Below are 21,079 nucleotides of genomic sequence, written 5' to 3' on the forward strand. Positions count from 1 at the left end.
CGTTTCAGCTGTCCGTTTCCTGCGGCGGCTCTTCCTCACCGCCTTCTTCCGGCACGGCAAGCCGATATAAGCTATACAAATCACGAATGCGGTGGCGCATTTCGTCCCGCACATAAGTCGGCGACAAGACTGTCAGCCGCGCGCCGCACTGCAGCAGCCATTCATACAGACCCTCACTAACACGGACCTGTACATGTGTGGTGAATGTTTCTCCGCTGCTTTCCAGCACCTCTGCTTCCGAACCAAAACGGTCTGTCAGCACGTCCAACAGACTGCTGTCACACCGCAGCAGCAGCTGTTCCACCTTGCCGCCATACAAATAGAACGCACTGTGCAGATAGTCCGCTGTATCGAAACGTTCACGGTACGGGGTAACCTCTGAAAAAGGACGGACTGGCTTTTTCAGCATCTTGGCTTTGTACATGCGATCCAACCGATAGTTGCCGACCGTGTTGTATTTTTCGTAATTGCCTGCCAAATAATAGTGGTCGTTTTTCCAAAAAAGAGCATATGGACTTAAGACAAACTGCCGCCCGTCATTCAACTGGATATGGTTATTTTTCAGCGTTCTGTGGTAGTACCAAAAGGAAACTTTTCTTCCCTGCGCGATTGCCCGATGCAGAACGTCAATACTGCAGCAGATTTCTGTATTTTGCTGTTTACAGCTAGGGTCATAATAGATTTGTTTCTGCAGTGCGGCACGTTCCCGCCGGTTTACCAATGTCTGTAATTTTTCGGTAAGCTGTTCTGTCATATCCGCTGTTAAAAACGGGGCTGCATCCACTGCATCAATCAGAATGCGCACCTCGGCTGTATTCAGCGCACGGGAGGTAAGATAATAGCCGGCGTACGGTGTACGAGTAAACACAATCGGGTATCCAAACCGGCGCAGAGCCGCTATATCCCGCCCAACCGCTTTTCTTGCACAGACAATTCCCCTCCGTTTCAGTGCCAGCAGAATGCGACGCATGGGCAGTGGATGTTCCGGTGAAGCCTCCTGCCTTAAAAATTGCAGCACTATCAGCAGCCGCTCATTTTTTCGTTCTGTCAAAGACATATTTTTCACCCTATTCCAGGAAATAAATGTTTGCTCTTTTTATTGTACGGCAGCGCTGCATTCATGTGCAAGGACTAAAAATATGTTCGACAAAATGCCATAAAGAGCTTCGCTTTTTTGTATAAAAAGGTCGTGCTTTTTTTACAAATATAGAACAATTCGATAAACGGATTGTTGTCTTTTGTGTAAAAAAGTGCTATAATATAGTTACTTTATTAACAAGCAGCGCAGTTCATCTGCAACGCAATTTTTGCTTTAAAAAAGAAAGGCAGTTGATATTCATGAGTTTTCAAGAAGAATATGCACAAAAACTGACGACCGCTGACAAAGCGGTACAGGCTGTCAAATCCGGCGACTGGGTGGACTACGGTTTTAACTGCGGTACCGTACACGATTTGGATATTGCTTTGGCAAAATACATTCCAAACCTGAAGGACGTAAAAGTTCGTGTCGGCATTGAAATGGAAACACCGAAAATTTTTGATGTTCCGGACGCGCAGGACCACTTTTCCGTTTATTCCTGGTTCTACACAGGTTCCGAGCGTCACTATGCTTCCAAACGATTCATTACCACCGTGCCGCACCGCTTCTCTGAAATGCCCGGCTACTACCGCAATGAGCTGCCGCCCATCGATGTAGCAATGTGCCAGGTTTCTCCCATGGACAAACACGGCTACTTCAGCTTTGGTCCTTCCGGTGCTATGCAATACTCTGTCTTCCAGCGTGCAAAGCACATCATCGTGGAAGTGAACCCGAAGCTGCCGCGCTGCCTTGGCGGTTATCAGGAAAGTGTTCCGATTTCCAAAGTTGACGCGATTGTAGAAATGCAGGATCCATATGTGCGCTGTATGCCGGACTCCAAGCCTTCCACCGAAGTGGATTTGGCCGTGGCAAAACAGATTGTCAAGATGATTCCAAACGGCGCCTGCCTGCAGCTGGGTATTGGCGGCATGCCGAACACTGTTGGTTCCCTGCTGGCAGAGTCTGACCTGAAGGACCTGGGTGTTCATACAGAAATGTATGTTGATGCCTATGTTAAAATGGCAGAGCGCGGCATCATCAACGGCAGAAAAAAGAATGTCAACCCGGGTATGCAGGTCTACGCATTTGCTTCCGGTCATCAAGAAATGTATGACTATTTGGATGATAACGCCTCCTGCATGGCAATGCCGGTTGACTATGTCAATGACCCCCGTATCATCGGTCAGCATGATAATATGATTTCCATTAACAATATCGTAAATATCGACCTATATGGCCAGGCAAACGGTGAATCCAGCGGCTTCCGCCAGATTTCCGGTGCCGGCGGACAACTCGACTTCGTACTGGGTGCTTATCTCTCCCACGGTGGTAAAAGCTTCCTGTGCTGCTCCTCCACTTTCATGGACAAACAGGGCAAGGCTCACTCTCGTATCCTGCCGGTACTGGAGCCCGGCTCCATTACAACGGATACACGTCCCAACACACAGTATGTCGTAACAGAATTCGGCATGGTTAACCTGAAAGGTGTTTCCGCCTGGGGCCGTGCTGAAAGACTGATTAGCATTGCTCATCCGGACTTCCGTGAACAGCTGATTAAAGCTGCTGAGAAACAGGGCATCTGGCGCAGAAGCAATAAAATTTAATTAGGCCATCCAATCATTTATTTGTTCATAAAAAACGACTCCCGAAGCGACTGTTTCGGGAGTCATTTTTTATGCCGGCAATGTAATGTTGAACCGATGAACAAGCTCTTTCATACCGTCAGCGATTTCTGACCTCTCAAAGTCTGCCGCATCCAGTTCTGCATCAGTTTTTTGGTTTAACTTCATATAAAAGTCAATACCCATTTCCAGATATCGATAATTGCGGGTATCCATTTTTTCGTACAGAAGGTCCTCCGCCTCATTCAGCCGGTTCTGCTGCCACAGTGTTTTCAGTTCCGCATACAGTGCATTCACATTTTTATCCCGCTCATGCTCCAGCGGAAGATAATTGGGTGTTTCCTTATTGAAGATGATTTTTGCCAGCAGCTTTGCGTCAACGTCAATCTGTTTCTCTTCCCAGTCATTTTCCAGCATTGCATTTACCCCTTGCCTTTTTATTCTCATTTTTTATTATAACACAGAAAAATCCGGCTGCAAGGATTTCTCTTCACAGCCGGATTTTTATAGGAATTTCTCTTCCGCAGCAGTAGGAGCTGCTTGATGCCCCATCGTCATCTACCAAAAAGTCTTCTGTATGTCAACAGCAGCTTGGAACAATCCGACAGGGACAATACCTGCCGCGAAAGTGTTCATTGCATGAATCCGATGAATATAGGAGAAGAAACTTATGCCTAATGGATATGCTCGACTTCACATAGCGCCAGAACAGCACGGGGAAATTTCCGTTACACGTTACATGGAAACAAAGTGCTTCGTGTAAAACTTACTTCGTGTAGTCGTAGAAGCCCTTGCCGGACTTTCTGCCAAGCAGGCCGCCACGGACCATCTTGCGCAACAGCGGAGCCGGACGATACTTGGAATCGCCAGTCTCGTTGTACAGGACTTCCATAACATCGAGGACGATATCGTTGCCGATAAGGTCGGACAGAGCCAGCGGGCCCATCGGATGGTTTGCACCCAGCTTCATAGCGGTATCAATATCCTCAGCAGTAGCAGTGCCCTCGGACAGCACAACAATGCCTTCGTTAATCATCGGGACCAGGATACGGTTAACAACGAAGCCAGGAGCTTCCTTAACCTGTACCGGAGTCTTGCCAATTTCCTTGGAAATTGCCTTAACCTTCTCGACAACCTCGTCCGGGGTGTTGATGCCGGCAATAACTTCGACCAGCTTCATAACAGGAGCCGGGTTGAAGAAATGCATACCAATAACCGGATGCTTGATGCCATGGCCAATCTCTGTGATAGACAGAGAAGAAGTATTGGAAGAGAAGATGCACTCGGGTTTGCAGAGTTCGTCCAACTGTTTGAAGATACCCTGCTTAATGTCCATCTTTTCCAGAGCAGCTTCAACAATCAGATCACAGTCAGCAGCAATTTCATTTGTGCCGGTTGTGACTTTTGCAAGGATAGCATCCTCGCGTGCCTGATCCATTTTGCCCTTCTTTACCAGATGATCCAGGCTCTTCTGGATCTTGCCCTTGCCGCCTGCAGCCCATTCGGGTTTCACGTCGCAAAGACGAACTTCATAACCATCTGTCTGAGCAAAAGCCTGTGCAATTCCGGAGCCCATGGTTCCGGCACCAATAATGCCAACGATCATGAGAAAATCCTCCAATCAAGATTCAAATTTTTTAGAAATGTGCAACAATTACTTGTTGATAAACGGATCGTGCTTCCGCTTCTCGCAGAAAGCAGTCATCGCGTTGTGCTGGTCCTGTGTGCCACAGCATGCAGCAAACATTTCCGGCTCAAAAGAAGCTGCCGTATCAATATCCATCTGCAGGCCCATGTTAATGGCCTTCTTGCACTGACGGACAGCGATAGGTGCATTGCCGGCAATACGCTGAGCCATCTTCATGGCCTCATCCATAAGCTGGTCTAACGGGTAAACGGCATTGACCAGACCCACACGATAAGCATCGTCAGCCTTAATATTGCGGGCAGTATAAATCATTTCCTTGGCCTTGCCTACACCAATGGTACGGGCAAGACGCTGTGTGCCGCCAAAGCCGGGGGTAATGCCCAGACCAGCTTCAGGCTGTCCGAAAACAGCGTTGTCAGCAGCAATGCGGATGTCGCAGCTCAGGGACAGCTCGCAGCCGCCGCCGAGTGCATAACCGTTGATTGCAGCGATAACAGGCATCGGCAACTTTTCAATTTTACGGAAAACATCGTTGCCGTTTGCGCTGAATGCGCGGCCCTCTGCAGGGCCCATGGTGCTCATGGCACCAATATCTGCGCCAGCAACAAATGCCTTTTTACCAGCACCTGTAACGATTACGCAGCGGGTCTTGTCCGCATCAATAGCGTCAACGACAGCTTCCAAGTCAGCCAGCACTTCAGGATTTAAGGCGTTGAGGGATTTCTCGCGGTCGATGGTGATAATGCCGACAAAGTCTTTCTGTTCATATTTTACATAGCTCATTATTAACAGCCCTCTTTACAATACAATTCCAGAAAGAGATTATTCGTATCTCTTAACGATTGTAGCAACACCCATGCCGCCGCCAACACACAGAGTAGCCAGACCATACTCGCTCTGTCTTCTCTGCATTTCGTACATCAGGGTTGTCAAGATACGGCAGCCAGAGCAGCCAACCGGATGGCCCAATGCGATAGCGCCGCCGTTGACGTTGACCTTGTCCATATCGAAGTTCAGTTCGCGGCAGACTTCGATGGACTGTGCAGCAAATGCTTCGTTTGCTTCGACGAGGTCCATATCCTTTACGGACATGCCACTGTGTTTCATAACTTTCTTGGTTGCGTCGATCGGGCCCAAGCCCATGTAAGCCGGATCAACACCAGCAGAAGCACCGTCAATCCAAAAAGCCAATGGCTTGACGCCCAGCTCTTTGGCCTTTTCTTCTGTCATTACGACAACAGCGGAAGCTGCATCGTTGATGCCGGAGGAGTTAGCAGCGGTAACAGTGCCGCCCTCTTTGAAGCAAGGTTTCAAACCGGAAATGCTTTCAGCAGTAATGCCAGCACGCGGGGCTTCATCCTTGTCAATCAGAACGGTCTTCTTTCTCTGCTTGACTTCGACCGGAACGATTTCATCGTTGAACTTGCCGGCAGCAAGAGCCTTCTGGCACTTCTGCTGGCTGTTTGCGGAGAATTCATCCTGCATCTCACGGGTGATACCATACTTCTCAGCAACATTTTCAGCAGTGATGCCCATAGGATAATGATGGAAAGTATCCCACAGACCATCGTTCTGCATGGAGTCAATGAGAACACCGTCGTTCAGGCGATAGCCAAAACGTGCTTTTTTCAGCAGATAAGGAGCGTTGGACATGTTCTCAGCGCCGCCGGCGACAATAATGTCAGCCTGGCCAGCCTGAATGAGGCCTGCAGCAACGTTGATGCTCTTCAGACCGGAGCCGCACAGGTTGTTCAGTGTGAAAGCAGGAGTGCTAATCGGGATACCTGCATAAACAGCAGCCTGACGGGCAACGTTCTGGCCGATGCCGCCCTGGAACACGCAGCCCAGGATAACTTCATCAACAGCCTCTGCTGGAACACCGGAACGCTTCAGAGCTTCCTTAACTACGATAGTAGCCAGTTCAGGGGTGTAGGTATTCACGAACATGCCGCCCATTTTTCCGATAGGCGTACGGCAGGCACCTGCTAATACGATTTTTCTAGACATCTTTGTTTCCTCCATTCATTTATATGGCTTTGCTTTATAATAGGCTGGTTTGGCCGCCCGATTTACGGGTTCGGCAACGCAGCTTCTTAACACAAGTTAAATATATCACAAACGGATGCCGAATGCAAGGATTTTGTTAAAGTTTTAGCAAACTTTTTACAAAGTTTTCACGAAAATTACGCATTCGGTCCCCCGGCTTTCGTCTAAATGCTTATTGCTTACTATATCATATTTTCTTCATTCTGTCCCGTATTTTTAAAAAAGTTCTAAAATTTTTAATAAATAATCAGAAACAATATCTTTTTATTTGCTTTTTTTAAGAGAAAGTCCGACCACTTGTGTAATTTTTCTATAAGAACGATTTATTTTTAGGCATTTACACAATTTATCTGTATGAGAAGTTGGATTTCGTGCTCTTTTGCCTTTTTGGCATTGTTTTTTTGCCGGCTGGCACAGAAAGCCGCCTGTCCCTTGTTTTGGAATACGTAAAGGTCCTACCTTTTTATAGGCAGGTTATAGGCAGGACCACTTCCTGATTACAAAAATGAAAATATCCGCATTTTTCTGCGGTAAACAGACTAAGTTTTGTGTTTTCTCCTATGCCGCATCTGCCAGAGGAAAAAGTACCTGAGAGCTGCCGAAATAGCTGAAATATAAGATTGCACTGTGTGTCCTTTTTCGGTATAATAGAAAGACGTACATGAAAAGGGGTAATTTTTTATGGAAAAACAGACTGTCAGGACCCGCTTTGCACCAAGCCCCACTGGTTTTATGCACGTGGGAAACCTGCGCACTGCCCTGTTTGAATATCTGATTGCAAAGTCACAGGGTGGCACCTTCGTTCTTCGGATAGAAGACACGGACCAGGAACGTTTCGTGGAAGGTGCCACGGACGTTATTTATCATACACTGCAGCAGGTAGGCCTGCAGCACGACGAGGGCCCAGACGTCGGCGGCCCTTACGGTCCCTATGTGCAAAGCCAGCGCAAAAACATCTACCTGCCCTATGCGCAGCAGCTAGTAAAAGAAGGAAAAGCATACTACTGTTTCTGCAGCAAAGAACGTCTGGCTACCCTGCATGATGAAAACGGTCTGGGCGGCTATGACCGCCACTGCCGCAACCTGCCCCAGGCAGAAGTGCAGCAGCTCCTGCAGTCCGGCAAGCCATGGGTCATTCGACAGAAAATGCCGCTGGAAGGCAGCACCTCCTTTACGGACAGCGTGTTTGGCACCATCACCATTGAGAACAGCGAGCTGGAGGACCAGATTCTAATTAAGTCAGACGGATACCCGACCTACAACTTTGCCAATGTCATTGACGACCACCTGATGCACATTACGCATGTGGTGCGCGGCTGTGAATACCTGACTAGTACACCAAAGTACAATCTGCTGTATGAAGCCTTTGGCTGGCAGGTGCCAACATATATCCATCTGCCGCTGATTATGGGCCACAACCCGGACGGTAGCACCAGCAAGCTTTCTAAGCGCCATGGCTCCACCGGTTTTGCCGATTTGGTCAAAGAAGGCTACTTGCCGAAGGCAATCATCAATTATATTGCTCTGCTCGGCTGGGCTCCAAAGGACACGCAGGAACTGTTTACCCTTCCCGAACTGGAAAAAGCGTTCTGCATTGACGGTATCAGCAAAAGTCCGGCTATCTTTGATTATGACAAGCTTGCGTGGATGAACGGCGAGTATATTAAGAAAATGCCAAAAGAAACCTTTATTCAGAAATCCATGCCTTACTTCCGCGAGGTATTCGGAGATGCTGAAAAGGACTGGACCATTCTGGCGGATATGCTGCAGCCGCGTGTGACTCGGCTGCCGGAGATTCCAGGAATGCTTGCTTTCTTCAAAGAACTGCCGCAGTATGATGCTGACCTGTTCATCAACAAAAAGAGCAAAGCAACCATGGACAACGCCCCCGTTATGCTGAAGGCCGCACTGGAGGACCTGACGGCCCTTTCTGACTGGAGTGTGGATTCCCTGCACAGCAACCTGCTGAAGCTTGCCAAAACACTGGGTGTAAAGAATGGTACTCTGCTGTGGCCTGTGCGCATCGCGGCGGCCGGTCAAAAGGTAACCCCCGGCGGTGCCATGGAGATTCTCTCCCTGCTGGGAAAGGAAGAATCTTTGCGGCGGCTGCAGGCCGGCTTTGAAAAAGCAGAAGCGGCAAAAACGACTGCTTGATTTTACAGCAAACTGCCTATCCTATATAAGTATATAAAAATAATGGACAGGCGGGCAAAATACAGGAGGAACTTTCATGAGTGAAACCAATGAAACCCGCCCTGCCGAAGAAACAGGCAGCGGCAATTTCATTCATACCTTTATTACAGAAGACATTGCAAAAAACGGCCGCTTTGCCGGACAGCGTGTACACACCCGCTTTCCGCCGGAACCGAACGGCTATCTGCATATTGGTCATGCCAAAGCGATTTGCGTGGATTTCGGCACCGCAGAAAAATTTTGCGGTCTGTGCAACCTGCGCATGGATGACACCAACCCGACCAAAGAGGGCACCGAATATGTCAACGCTATTCAGGAGGATATCCACTGGCTTGGCTTTGATTGGGGCAGCCGCTTCCATTATGCTTCCGACTACTTTGACACGATGTATGAACTGGCCGTTAAGCTGATTCAAAAGAGTCTCGCCTATGTGTGTGAACTGACACCGGAGCAGATGCACGAAAACCGCGGTGACTTGACACATCCAGCAGTCAGCCCATACCGGGACCGCCCAACAGCGGAGAATCTGGACCTGTTTGCCCGCATGAAGGCCGGCGAGTTTGAGGACGGCCGTATGACACTGCGCGCAAAAATCGACCTCACCTCCGGCAACTTTAACCTGCGTGATCCTGTGCTGTACCGCATCAACCATATGCCCCACCACCGCACCGGCGGCAAGTGGTGCATTTACCCCATGTATGACTTTGCCCACCCGATTGAGGACGCCATTGAGGGCATCACCCACTCCCTGTGCACACTGGAGTTTGAGGACCACCGTCCATTGTACGAATGGGTGATTAACAACATCGACCTGCCGGCAAAACCGCGTCAGATTGAGTTTGCCCGTCTGGGCATTAATAATACCGTTATGAGCAAGCGTAAACTGCGCAAGCTAGTGGAGGGCAACTATGTAACCGGCTGGGACGACCCCCGTATGCCCACCCTGTGCGGCCTGCGCCGCCGTGGCTTTACGCCGGCCTCTATTCGCACTTTCTGCGAACGCATCGGCGTTTCTAAGGTAAATTCCACTGTAGAGTATGGTTTCCTGGAACACTGCCTGCGTGAAGACCTGAACCAAACGGCACAGCGCACCATGGCGGTTCTGCACCCGATTAAGCTGGTGCTGACTAACTACCCTGCCGACAAAACGGAAACCTTTGAGATGGAAAATAACCCGGAGCGTCCGCAGGATGGCTCCCATACTGTTACGTTTTCCCGTGAGTTGTGGATAGAAGCGGGCGATTTTCTGGAAATGCCGGTTAAAGGTTATCGCCGGCTTTTCCCTGGGAATGAAGTTCGTTTGAAGGCCGCCTACATTGTGCGCTGCACCGGCTGTGAAAAGGCGGAAGACGGCAGCGTTACAACCGTATATGCTGAGTATGACCCTGCTACCCGCGGCGGAGATACGCCGGACGGCCGCAAGGTGCGCGGCACAATCCACTGGGTAGATGCTAAAAACTGTGCCGATGCGGAAATCCACCTGTACGGCAGCCTGTTTACAGTACCGGAGCCGGAACAGGAGGACGACTTCTTAAAAGTTTTGAATCCGTCTTCTCTGGAAGTACTGCCGAACTGCAAAGTGGAACCCACCCTGCAGCAGGCAGACGCAAAGACACCGTTCCAGTTTATGCGGGAGGGATATTTCTGCTTTGATAAGGATTCCACCCCGCAGCACATGGTCTTTAACCGTTCTGTTTCTTTGAAGGACAGCTTTAAGCCGCGTAAAAAATAAAATCCTTTTGGCGCCCCGGCCGGATTTTGTGTGGCTTTCGGGGCGCTTTTTGCACATTCCTATGGAATTATATTCTTTTTTCAAAAAATTATATTGACATTTTCACAAAGATTGTCTATACTATAACATAGTTCAACAAACTGAATAGGTAAAATCTTCAGGGCAGGGTGCAATTCCCTATCGGTGGTAAAGCCCACGAGCCGCAAGGCATGATTTGGTGAAATTCCAAAGCCGGCAGTAAAAGTCTGAATAAAAGAAGAGTAAAGCTGTGTGAAAATAGGTCTGCCTGTATTTCATACGTTTATTTGTCCTGGAATGCGCTGTCATTCCAGGACTTTTTTGTATGTGCCGCAGCAGGATATCCTTGCACGCCGTCAAAAACTGTCATACCCTGAATGGTCAATTCTATTCAGGGCATTTTTATACATGAGGTGATTTTTCATGACGGATGAAGCGTATATGCGTTTGGCCCTTTCCCTTGCCAAAAAAGGCAGTGGAAAAGTGGACCCGAACCCAATGGTCGGCGCCGTTATTGTAAAAGACGGGCGCATCATTGGGCAGGGATTCCACCAAAAGTACGGCGGGCTGCACGCCGAGCGCAACGCGCTGGCTGACTGCACAGAATCGGCCAGCGGCGCAACCCTTTATGTCACACTGGAACCCTGCTGTCACTGGGGCAAAACACCACCCTGTACGGACGCGGTTATTCAAAACGGCATTCGCCGCGTGGTGGTCGGCTCCCCTGACCCGAACCCGTTGGTAGGCGGAAAGGGTGTGCGCATTCTGCGGGAACACGGCATTTCGGTAACGGAAGGCGTCCTTCGGGAAGAATGTAACCAGCTCAACGAACCATTTTTCTATTTCATTCAACATCATGTTCCTTATGGTATTTTAAAGTATGCCATGACTATGGACGGAAAAATAGCAACTGCGACCAGCCTTTCCAAGTGGATTACTGGAGAAGAAGCCCGCGAGCAGGTTCATCGGGACCGGAACCGCTATACGGTCATTTTAGTGGGTGTCGGCACTGTGCTGGCGGACGACCCACTGCTGACCTGCCGACTGCCGGAGGGCGGACAAAATCCAGTGCGCGTCATCTGTGATACACATCTGCGCACACCGCTCACCGCAAAGGTGGTGACAACAGCCGGTCGGGTCCCCACACTGCTGGCAACCTGCTGTGCGGACACGCAACGACAGGAGCCCTATCGCAAAGCCGGGTGTGAAATCTTACAGATACCGAAAAAAAACAGTCATGTGGACCTTGCCCAGCTGATGCAGGAGCTGGGTCGACGAAAATTGGACAGCGTTATTGTAGAGGGCGGTGCGGAACTAAATTGGTCCGCCCTGCAAAGCGGCATCATAGAGAAAGTACAGGCATATATCGCGCCAAAGCTTTTCGGCGGTGCCGCCGCAAAATCCCCCATTGGCGGTACGGGCGCTGCTTCACCGCAGGACGCCGTCCGTCTCTCCCCGCCCACGATTACCCGTCTGGGTGATGACCTGCTGCTGGAAAGCCGGGTGCTGTGATGTTTACAGGAATCATTGAAGAAGTGGGTACTGTACAGGCTATCCGACAGGGTGCCGCTTCCGCATCCCTGACAATCCGTGCAGACAAAGTGCTGCAGGGCAGCCATCTGGGCGACAGCATTGCAGTAAACGGCGTTTGTCTGACCGTAACCGCCCTGTCCCCTACCACCTTTACGGCAGACGCTGTACATGAAACCATGAACCGCACTTCTTTCCATCTGCTGCATCACGGCAGTCCAGTTAATCTGGAACGTGCCATGGCTGCAAACGGACGCTTCGGCGGGCACTTGGTGACAGGCCATGTGGATGGCACCGGAACAGTAACTTCTGTATCCCGTGACGACAACGCTGTCTGGTACACCATTCGTGCTGGGAACGAGCTTCTGCGGTATATTGTGGAGAAAGGTTCCATCACCGTGGACGGTATCAGCCTGACCGTAGCCAATGTGACAGGCACTGATTTTTCCATTTCCGTCATTCCTTTTACAACGGCACATACGACGCTGCAGTACCTGCGGCGCGGCAGTACCGTTAATTTGGAAACCGATATCATCGGGAAGTATACAGAAAAATTTTTGAACCTTTCCCCACCCAACCACTCCCACAAAAATATAGTTTACCAGGATTTGAAATACAGAATGGAGGATTAACGTATGTTTGAGTTCAGCACGATTGAAGAAGCACTGGAAGATTTGAAACAGGGAAAGCTTATCTTAGCCACAGACGACCCGGACCGGGAAAACGAGGGTGATCTAATTTGTGCAGCCCAGTTTGCGACAACTGAAAACGTGAATTTTATGGCTTCTCATGCCAAAGGGCTCATCTGTATGCCCATGAGCAACGAGATATGCGATAAACTGCTGCTGCCGCAGATGGTCAGCAACAACACCGACAACCATGAAACCGCTTTCACAGTGTCCATTGACCATGTCAGCACCACCACCGGTATTTCTGCCGAGGAGCGTGGCATAACTGCCCGCAAATGTGTGGAAGACGATGTTCATCCGGAAGACTTCCGCCGCCCAGGCCATATGTTCCCGCTGCGTGCCAAAAAAGGCGGCGTGCTGGAACGCAGCGGTCACACGGAAGCAACCGTAGACCTGCTGCGCCTTGCTGGCCTGAAACAGTGCGGCTTGTGCTGTGAAATTATGCGTGAGGACGGCACCATGATGCGTACCGCCGAACTGAAGAAAATGGCACAAAAATGGGGCATTAAATTTATTACCATTAAAGCACTGCAGGACTACCGCAAAAAGCACGATAAGTTGGTTGAGTGCGTTGCAAAGGCAAAACTGCCCACTAAGTACGGCAACTTTGTAGCCTACGGCTATGTCAATGAATTAAATGGAGAACATCATGTGGCGCTGGTAAAGGGTGACATTGGCGACGGCAAGAACCTGCTGTGCCGCGTTCATTCCGAGTGCCTGACCGGAGATGCCTTTGGTTCGGCCCGCTGTGACTGTGGCCAGCAGCTGGCCGCCGCCATGCAGATGATTGAGCAGGAAGGCCGCGGTATTCTTCTGTATATGCGGCAGGAAGGACGCGGTATTGGCCTTATCAACAAGCTGCGTGCCTACGAACTGCAGGACCAAGGTATGGATACTGTGGAGGCAAACCTCGCCCTCGGTTTTGCCAGTGACCTGCGTGAATACTATATCGGCGCGCAAATCCTGCAGGACCTCGGCGCAAAGACGTTGCGCCTGCTGACCAACAACCCGGACAAGGTTTATCAGCTGGAAGACTACGGTATGAAAATCATCGAACGAGTGCCAATACAGATTCCTGCAAACCACTATGACCTATTCTACCTGCAGACGAAAGAAAAAAAGATGGGCCATATTCTCAACTACTGAACTTTATGAAAAGAACGGTGCGATAAAGTAAAGATATAAAAGGAGATCTGCATCATGCGTACTTTAGAAGGAAAACTGGTATCGGAACACATCAAGGTCGGTATTGTCGCTTCCCGTTTCAATGAACTAATTACCAACAAGCTGATTGGCGGCGCACTGGATGGTCTGAAACGTCACAATGTAAATGACAATGATATTGACCTTGCGTGGGTACCCGGCGCATTTGAAATTCCGCTGATTGCTTCCAAAATGGCAACCAGCGGCCGCTATGAAGCCGTTATCTGTTTGGGCGCCGTTATCCGCGGCAGCACCAGCCACTATGATTATGTCTGCAGTGAGATGTCCAAAGGAATCGCGCAGGTATCCCTTTCCAGCGGTATTCCGGTAATGTTTGGTGTGCTGACAACGGAAAACCTGGAGCAGGCGCTGGAGCGTGCCGGTTCCAAGGCCGGCAACAAGGGCTTTGAGTGCGCCAGCGGTGCCATTGAGATGGTTAACCTGATTCGGGAACTGAAAGCCTAACTTCCAAAAAACAGCAAAAAAGCGATGCATCTGTTTTAGAAAGCAGATACATCGCTTTTTATTAGCTGCAGGCAGGTCTGAAGACCCGTCTTCTTTACTGATAATACTTTACGGTCCGCGGTGACTGGTGGTAATAGCTGTGGGATACGGACAGCGAAGTCTGACGGTTCCTCTGCAGCGAAACGCCCGTGGCAGAGAACAAAATAAAGAACAGCATACCTGTCTGCGTCCAGGAAATTGTCACATCTGTGCAGCCGTGTACTAATGTCATAATGAGTACAGTCAAAAACAGCAGGTCTGCATTGCAGGCCCGACGGCCACGAATACGGCGGATAATGCCACGCAGATAATACCAGCCGAAAATCAGCATCACTGCACTGCCCAGAATACCAAAATCCAGCAGACAGTCAAGGTACAGGTTATGGCAGTGATATGTGGGATAGGTACCAAATAAATCATGCACTATGCTATAGGCACGCATTCCGCGGCCAAACAGAGGTGTCTGCAGAATGCCGGAAACAGCTCCGTGCCAAATAGACAGGCGCTGATCCGTTGTATAAGAGATTGCCTCTGTGCGGGGGAACAGTGCCGGCACCACCTTGTTGACTGCAAAGAAAGCCACCAGCACGATACCGTACAGGCCAGCCAATTTGCGGCGGTGCTTGCACAGCAGAAAGACAAAAATACCACAGGACACAGCCGCCAGCGCCGACATGGAACCACACAGATACAGTCCCAGCATGTTTACACCCAACAGGACCGTGTACATGGACAACGCACGGCGGTTGCGCAGGGCACGGTACAGAATGATTGCCACCGTAAACTCAATCATCATGCCGAAATAGTTTGCGTTATTAAAGAAGGACACCGGGCGGTAACTGGGATCGGCGGCAAAAGTCACTGCTTTCTGCAAGACAGCCGCCAGCACTGCGGGCACACTCATCAGGCACGCAAGATCCAGCATTTCGTCCAGCAGGCCGCGCGTCATCACGCTGCGCAGATACATGCCGTATACCATCATGGCCAGCAGCATCAGCGTCATAGCCATACCCATATAGTTCCGATAAGAAGCCGATATAAAAAATGAAAAAACAAAAGAACCAAACAACAGCTTAAAATATGGCGCGCCAAACACCTTTCCCCGGCGCTGATAGTTTGCCATGACATAAAATGAAGCTGCAATAATAGTGAAACCGCTGACCGTACTGGGCAGATATAATGAACCGATGACCACCAGTGCAAGGCATTTGTCGGCAAAAGCCGCGTTTGTCTGCAATTTTTGCAGGCCCCGTTTTGCCGCCGCCACCAGGTCCTTTACCTGTGCGATATGGACCAGCTCCTTTCCTGTATCCGGGCGATAAAAAGCCTTTCTGGCAGAAATAATCCTGCCAAAAAGGAAAAAGCGCCGACGCATACATGCAAATCTCTCAATGATGTAACCTAATTATAACATTCCCTCGCAGAAAGGCAAGAAAGAAAGTGCTGAAAATGTCAATTTTTTATTTCTCCTTTTGTGAATTATTTTCTTTTCAGCGTCAATCAGCATCAATTTGTGAATTTTCAGAAAAGCTTTGCAAAAAAAACCTTTTTTCCTGTACCCTGCCTTGCGGAATATAGTATAATAACTTTCAGTATAGATTTTCTGTCGGATAAGGAGTGCAAGATATGGAACGTTTACCGACCGACACCCAAACAGGGCTGTCGCGTGAAGAAGTGCGCACGCGCACCCAGCAGGGACTCATCAACGGCGAAGAGGAAATGAAGACGCAAAGTGTCGGGCAAATTGTCCGCAAAAATATTATTACCCCTTTTAATATATTAAACCTCATTTTAGGTGCGCTGGTTTTTTCCGTTGGTTCCTATAAAAATATGCTGTTTATCGGCGTGGCGGTGTGCAATACCATTGTGGGCTGCTTTCAGGAGATACGCGCCAAGAAAACGATTGACAAACTTTCCCTCATTTCCTCCCCCAAAGCCCATGTTCTGCGTGACGGCAAGCTGTGGGATATATCGGTTTCTCATATCGTTCTGGATGATATTTTACAGCTGACAACCGGCAACCAAATTTGTTCCGACTGTGTGGTGGCATCCGGTAGCTGTGAAGTCAACGAATCCTTGATTACCGGCGAAAGCGACCCTATTGTAAAGCAGGTTGGTGACCACCTGCTTTCCGGAAGCTTCATCGTTTCCGGTACCTGCCGTGCACAGGTAGAACACGTTGGCAAAGAAAATTACGCCGCCAAAATTACCGGCAGCGCAAAATATGTAAAAAAGACAAACAGCGAGATTATGAAAAGTATCAATCTCATTATCCGCATTATCGGCTTCGCCCTAATCCCGGTAGGGCTGGTGCTTTTTTACAAAGAAATGGTCGTGTCAAATTCCAGCTATGCACAGGCAATCGTCAGTACGGTAGCCGCTCTGGTCGGCATGGTTCCGGAAGGACTGGTACTGCTGACTAGTATCGTGCTGGCAAGCAGTGTGGTACGCCTTTCGTTCCATAATGCCCTCGTACAGGAGCTGTATTCTATAGAAATGCTGGCACGGGTGGACACAATTTGTCTGGATAAAACCGGCACCATCACAGAAGGCACCATGCAAGTGGACGAGATGGAGCCACTGATCAATACACTGACACCAGAACAGATGGGGGCTGCGGTCGCCGCGGTCACATTCACCCTACAGGACCAAAACCCGACCGCGCAAGCCATGCGGGAAAAGTATCCGGATAACCCCGGCTGGGAAAGCCTGTCCACTGTTCCGTTTTCCTCCGCACGCAAATGGAGCGGCGTCAATTTTGCGGACCATGGGACATTCGTTATCGGTGCCGGTGAGTTTATTATGGGTGAACGGTTTGCATCGCTGCATGAAAAAGAGGACAAAGCAGCCGCAAAGGGCCAGCGTGTTTTGCTGCTGGCACACAGTTCCCTGCCATTTGAAGCGGACGGCAGGGAACTGCCAACGGACATTCAGCCCATTGCCCTGCTGTATCTCAGCGACCGTATCCGCAAAAGTGCACGCGAAACGCTGCAATACTTTGCGGACCAAAACGTGGACCTGAAAGTCATCTCCGGTGACAGTGCCGTCACGGTCGCCAATATTGCCAAAAAGGCCGGCTTAGAACATGCTGACCGCTGGGTAGACGCCACAACGCTGCATACCAACGAAGAAATTCAAGCCGCTGTACGAAAATACACGGTGTTTGGGCGTGTGACACCACAGCAGAAACTGCAGATTGTTAAGGCATTAAAAGCGGACGGTCACACAGTAGCAATGACCGGTGACGGCGTCAACGATGTGCTCGCACTGAAAGAAAGCGACTGCAGCATCGCCATGGCCTCGGGCAGTGACGCTGCCCGCACGGTTTCCCAGATTGTGCTGCTGGATTCTGATTTTGCTTCCATGCCGCATATTGTGGCAGAAGGCCGGCGTTCCATCAACAACCTGCAGCGCTCCTCGTCGCTGTTCCTCATCAAAGCATTTTTCAGCACCATTTTGGCTGTTTGTTTTATCTTTATCCAAAGCCGTTATCCGTTCCAGCCCATTCAGTTTACGCTTTTGAATGCGCTGGCGATTGGCTTCCCGTCCTTCGTCCTTTCCCTGGAACCAAACCGAGAACGGCTGCACGGCCGATTTATGTTAAATATCATTAAAAAGGCCATTCCCGGCACATTGACGATGGTGTTCAGCGTGCTTCTGTTGGAAGCCGTCAACTTCTACGTTAAACTTCCCTATGAGCAGCTTTCAACCGCGGCGGTGGTTCTCATGGCTTTCACTATGTTTATGATTCTATTCCGCGTATGTATGCCCTTTAACGGCAAGCACGTTCTGTTGTTTGTCACAATGTGTGTAGCCTTTGTGCTGGCTTATATCTTTATGGGAAATATGTTCAGCTTGACACCGCTGAACGCACCCATGCTGCTGATTCTGCTTCCGCTGATTTTCGCTTCGGTCAGTATGTTTATGATGTTCCTACACCTGATTGAACGCATTTTAATGCGTCGTGTAAATTAACCGATGATATAGAAAAAGGTACTCTTCCCACAACTGCACTGTAGGAAGAGTACCTTTTTTATTTCAGCTTTTGCCCCGCCGGAAGAATCTTTTTGGCAAAAAACTGTTCCGGCGTGATGTCCGGCGGGCGCAGATAACGGCCCAAACCATATAGGCACTCCGGGTCCCGTGTAATAACATTAATATGCTCCGTGCAGGTCATGGTCGCCTGGAAGCCGAGCGAACGGATCACGTCCCCGGTGGCCTCACTCATGGCGCCAAACGGATAGACAAAGGTGTTCATATGCACGCCTGTATGCTGATACATCAGGTCCTGCATATAGGAAAGGTCACCGCGCAGCATTTTCTGATAGTCAGCAACACTTTCACTGCGGCGCTTACTGACACCCAGCCGGCCGCTTTTGCGGTCATGGTGCAGGTTATAAGTATGGTTCTGCACTTCAGTCGTGCCGCTTTTCAGCATCTCGTCCAATTCTTTCCACGTCACATGGGAATATGTCCAATGGTCACTGTCCCCTTTGCTGTACTGTTCCGTACAGATGCCAATAGGCGAAAAAATCATTTTCATATGATACTTTTTCAGCAGCGGATAAGCATATTTGTAGTTGTTATAGTAGCCGTCATCAAAGCTGATGATAATCGGCTTCTGTGGCAGATCCCCTTTCCCATGAACATAGTCCAGCAGGTTCTGCATGGTAACCGTCGTGTATTTCTCTTTTTGTAGATACTGCAAATCTTTCTCAAAAAGGGATGGCGAAACAATATACTTGCCGCGCAGAACAGACGGCGGCAGCATACTGTGATACATTAAAATCGGCAGCTGCACACCGGACGCCGTCAGCTTTGTCGGTACCGCTGACGTCTGCACTGTGCCGGAAGTATGCAGGCAGCCCGCCGCTGCCAGCACAACGGCAACCGCCACAAGTGTAGTGGCCGCACGGTGTATCCGGTACCGAATAAAATTCATGTCGCAATCCCCCCCTCTTTCTTACATACGGGGGAAACTTTTACTTTATGCTGTTTCTAAAAGATATTTTACACACCCGTTAAGTCAAACTGCGGGATATACTCTTTTTGGGCAGAAGATAGTTCCTGCACATAGCCGTTTAAATTGAGGTCGAACAAATGCTGCTGTACTTTATTGTACTCGCGGGCAGTCACACGGCGGTTCAGTTCCGGATAATCGGCAATTTTGCCGCAGGGCGTATATTGTCCCATCAGGCTGACCCGTGTGCCATCCGGCAGGTTTTTCGCCAGCCAATCCAGCGCCGCGAGAGAATCCCGGGTATGCCCCGGCAGCAGCAAATGCCGGACAATCGTCCCTCGCTGCAAAATGCCATTGCCGTCAAATTGACAGGGACCGGTCTGACGGGCCATTTCCAAAATGGCGGCACGGGCCGTATCCACATAGTCCGATGCACCGGAAAAGCATCGTGCCAACTCCACATCATCGTATTTATAGTCCGGCAGATAAATCTGCACCAGCCCATCCAGCATTTTCAATGTTTCCAGCGTTTCATAGCCGCCGGAATTGTACACAACCGGCACTGGCAGCGGCCGAATAGACAGCGCCTCCACAATGGCCGGTACGAAATGCGCGGCACTGACTAGATTGATGTTAAGTGCCCCCGCGTCAATCAACCGGAAAAATACATCAGACAGCTGCCGCGGCGTCAGCTGCTTTCCAACAGCGCGTTCGGTACTGATTTGATGATTTTGGCAGAAAATACACTGCAGCGAACAGCCGGTAAAGAAGACAGCACCGCTCCCCTTCTTTCCGCTGATGCACGGTTCTTCCCAATAATGCAGTGCCGCACGTGCCACCACCGGCAGCGTTCCCATGCCGCAGTATCCGTTTCCAGCGCTTTCCGTACGTTCCGCACCGCAGTGCCGCGGGCAAAGATCACAGCCGTTCTTTTGTGCCATTAGGAAAGCGCCTCCGTAATACAAAGAATACCGCACATACCGCCGCGCTTCCCATTGGTTGCCCGATGGGACCACAGCAAATCCGGATGACAATGGGTGCAGAGCATTCCCTTTTCTATTTTCTGTACGCCCGCACTGCGCAGCAGCTGGGCATTCGCCTCCCACAGGTCAATGTTCCATTTGCCGCCGCCCTTTTCCGTCATGCAGTCTTGTGGGAGCAGCAGCGGGTTCGCCAGAAATGCCTTTACAACCGGCTCGTCTACTTCAAAGCAGCAGGGACCGATAGAGGGACCAATGCCAACCAGCAGGTCAATGGGATTCGTGCCAAAGGCCTGCTGCATCGCAGCCACCACAGTGCCCGCCATGTTGGCTGCGGTACCGCGCCAACCGGCGTGTGCTACACCAATGGCATGGTGCACCGGGTCCGCCAGCATAAGCGGTACACAGTCCGCGCCATAAACGCACAGCGCAACATGCGGTTCGTTGGTAATCAGTGCGTCAATGTCATGCCATGGTTTGGACCGCAAGATACCCGCCCCGCGGTCTTTTTGGCCTACCCGCAGGACCTCGGTTTTATGTGTCTGTGCAGTAGCCACAAGGTCCTCCACACAAAAACCGGCCACCGCACAGAACCGGCGGTAATTTTCCAGTACGTTTGCATCTGTGTCGCCGCGACCAAAGCCGAGATTCATGGTAGCGTAAATGCCGCTGCTGATGCCGCCCTGCCGTGTGGCAAAGGCATGGTGCAGCCATGGCTGTTCCCGAAAGGAAGACAGTTGTAAAAATGGAACGCCATTTACTTTGGACAAAAGCATATTACCGGCAGTTTTCATCGTTTCCTCCTGTATTCATTTTCTATGCCTGTCAGTTTACCATTCTACCCCAAGAAAAGCAAGGCAGTAAAAAAGCTGCCAT

Annotated in this window: 17 protein-coding genes and 1 riboswitch; of the genes, 8 read left to right on the plus strand and 9 right to left on the minus strand. The window is 50.1% G+C overall.

The features are described from left to right. Positions 1 to 4 precede the first annotated feature (4 nt). On the minus strand, positions 5 to 1,057 hold the full coding sequence (locus ACIHKT_RS05785; protein ID WP_086035919.1) for a helix-turn-helix transcriptional regulator: 1,053 nt from the start codon (positions 1,055 to 1,057) through the stop codon (positions 5 to 7). A gap of 281 nt (positions 1,058 to 1,338) precedes the next feature. Here ACIHKT_RS05785 and ACIHKT_RS05790 point away from each other — a divergent pair, with 281 nt between their 5' ends. Next, positions 1,339 to 2,682, plus strand: a complete 1,344-nt coding sequence (locus tag ACIHKT_RS05790) for a butyryl-CoA:acetate CoA-transferase (RefSeq protein WP_086035920.1) — start codon at positions 1,339 to 1,341, stop codon at positions 2,680 to 2,682. Positions 2,683 to 2,751: 69 nt separating this feature from the next. Here ACIHKT_RS05790 and ACIHKT_RS05795 read toward each other — a convergent pair whose 3' ends face one another. The 4 genes from ACIHKT_RS05795 to ACIHKT_RS05810 all read right to left on the minus strand — a co-directional run bounded on the left by ACIHKT_RS05795 (position 2,752) and on the right by ACIHKT_RS05810 (position 6,355). Next, positions 2,752 to 3,117: a DUF6483 family protein gene (locus tag ACIHKT_RS05795; protein ID WP_086035921.1), complete on the minus strand. Its 366-nt coding sequence runs from the start codon at positions 3,115 to 3,117 to the stop codon at positions 2,752 to 2,754. A 349-nt stretch (positions 3,118 to 3,466) separates the two neighbouring features. Further along, entirely contained in the window at positions 3,467 to 4,306 is an 840-nt protein-coding gene (locus ACIHKT_RS05800; protein WP_174193045.1) for a 3-hydroxybutyryl-CoA dehydrogenase, read from the minus strand. 48 nt (positions 4,307 to 4,354) lie between these two features. Beyond that, the gene (locus ACIHKT_RS05805) at positions 4,355 to 5,131 is read right to left on the minus strand and encodes an enoyl-CoA hydratase-related protein (protein ID WP_086035923.1); all 777 of its coding nucleotides are present in this window, start codon (positions 5,129 to 5,131) and stop codon (positions 4,355 to 4,357) included. 39 nt (positions 5,132 to 5,170) lie between these two features. Continuing rightward, the gene (locus ACIHKT_RS05810; RefSeq protein ID WP_086035924.1) at positions 5,171 to 6,355 is read right to left on the minus strand and encodes an acetyl-CoA C-acetyltransferase; all 1,185 of its coding nucleotides are present in this window, start codon (positions 6,353 to 6,355) and stop codon (positions 5,171 to 5,173) included. Between the two features lie 720 nt (positions 6,356 to 7,075). On the opposite strand from ACIHKT_RS05810, the gene gltX reads away from it, so the two are divergent. From gltX to ribE, 6 genes are all read left to right on the plus strand, one after another. Then, a complete protein-coding gene (gltX, locus tag ACIHKT_RS05815) occupies positions 7,076 to 8,548 on the plus strand; it encodes a glutamate--tRNA ligase (protein WP_086035925.1) in 1,473 nt (490 codons plus the stop codon). 76 nt (positions 8,549 to 8,624) lie between these two features. Further along, on the plus strand, positions 8,625 to 10,319 hold the full coding sequence (locus ACIHKT_RS05820) for a glutamine--tRNA ligase/YqeY domain fusion protein (protein ID WP_086035926.1): 1,695 nt from the start codon (positions 8,625 to 8,627) through the stop codon (positions 10,317 to 10,319). 149 nt (positions 10,320 to 10,468) lie between these two features. Then, a riboswitch (FMN riboswitch) is annotated at positions 10,469 to 10,584 on the plus strand. A 176-nt stretch (positions 10,585 to 10,760) separates the two neighbouring features. Then, complete coding sequence (gene ribD, locus ACIHKT_RS05825; protein WP_174402975.1) at positions 10,761 to 11,849, plus strand: bifunctional diaminohydroxyphosphoribosylaminopyrimidine deaminase/5-amino-6-(5-phosphoribosylamino)uracil reductase RibD; 1,089 nt, start codon at positions 10,761 to 10,763, stop codon at positions 11,847 to 11,849. Further along, entirely contained in the window at positions 11,849 to 12,499 is a 651-nt protein-coding gene (locus ACIHKT_RS05830) for a riboflavin synthase (protein ID WP_086035928.1), read from the plus strand. Before ribD ends, ACIHKT_RS05830 begins: the two co-directional genes overlap by 1 nt. A 3-nt stretch (positions 12,500 to 12,502) precedes the next feature. Continuing rightward, positions 12,503 to 13,702 (plus strand): bifunctional 3,4-dihydroxy-2-butanone-4-phosphate synthase/GTP cyclohydrolase II, encoded by a 1,200-nt coding sequence (locus tag ACIHKT_RS05835; RefSeq protein ID WP_086035929.1) that lies wholly within the window; start codon positions 12,503 to 12,505, stop codon positions 13,700 to 13,702. Between the two features lie 54 nt (positions 13,703 to 13,756). Continuing rightward, the gene (gene ribE, locus ACIHKT_RS05840) at positions 13,757 to 14,224 is read left to right on the plus strand and encodes a 6,7-dimethyl-8-ribityllumazine synthase (protein WP_086035930.1); all 468 of its coding nucleotides are present in this window, start codon (positions 13,757 to 13,759) and stop codon (positions 14,222 to 14,224) included. A gap of 94 nt (positions 14,225 to 14,318) precedes the next feature. On the opposite strand, the gene ACIHKT_RS05845 is transcribed toward ribE, so the two are convergent. Beyond that, the gene (locus ACIHKT_RS05845) at positions 14,319 to 15,638 is read right to left on the minus strand and encodes an O-antigen ligase (RefSeq protein ID WP_174193044.1); all 1,320 of its coding nucleotides are present in this window, start codon (positions 15,636 to 15,638) and stop codon (positions 14,319 to 14,321) included. Positions 15,639 to 15,889: 251 nt separating this feature from the next. Between ACIHKT_RS05845 and ACIHKT_RS05850 the strand changes: the two genes are divergently transcribed. Then, positions 15,890 to 18,238, plus strand: coding sequence for a cation-translocating P-type ATPase (locus ACIHKT_RS05850; protein WP_086035932.1), 2,349 nt, complete (start codon positions 15,890 to 15,892; stop codon positions 18,236 to 18,238). Positions 18,239 to 18,296: 58 nt separating this feature from the next. On the opposite strand, the gene ACIHKT_RS05855 is transcribed toward ACIHKT_RS05850, so the two are convergent. The 3 genes from ACIHKT_RS05855 to pgeF form a co-directional block, all read right to left on the minus strand. Continuing rightward, complete coding sequence (locus tag ACIHKT_RS05855; protein ID WP_086035933.1) at positions 18,297 to 19,205, minus strand: polysaccharide deacetylase family protein; 909 nt, start codon at positions 19,203 to 19,205, stop codon at positions 18,297 to 18,299. 68 nt (positions 19,206 to 19,273) lie between these two features. Beyond that, on the minus strand, positions 19,274 to 20,164 hold the full coding sequence (locus ACIHKT_RS05860) for a radical SAM protein (protein ID WP_086035934.1): 891 nt from the start codon (positions 20,162 to 20,164) through the stop codon (positions 19,274 to 19,276). After that, a complete protein-coding gene (pgeF, locus tag ACIHKT_RS05865; RefSeq protein WP_086035935.1) occupies positions 20,164 to 20,997 on the minus strand; it encodes a peptidoglycan editing factor PgeF in 834 nt (277 codons plus the stop codon). The genes ACIHKT_RS05860 and pgeF overlap by 1 nt, the downstream gene beginning before the upstream one ends. Between the last annotated feature and the right edge of the window lie 82 nt (positions 20,998 to 21,079).

Origin of the sequence: Caproicibacterium sp. XB2 (assembly GCF_044880635.1) — a bacterium.
Classification (GTDB): domain Bacteria; phylum Bacillota; class Clostridia; order Oscillospirales; family Acutalibacteraceae; genus Caproicibacterium; species Caproicibacterium lactatifermentans.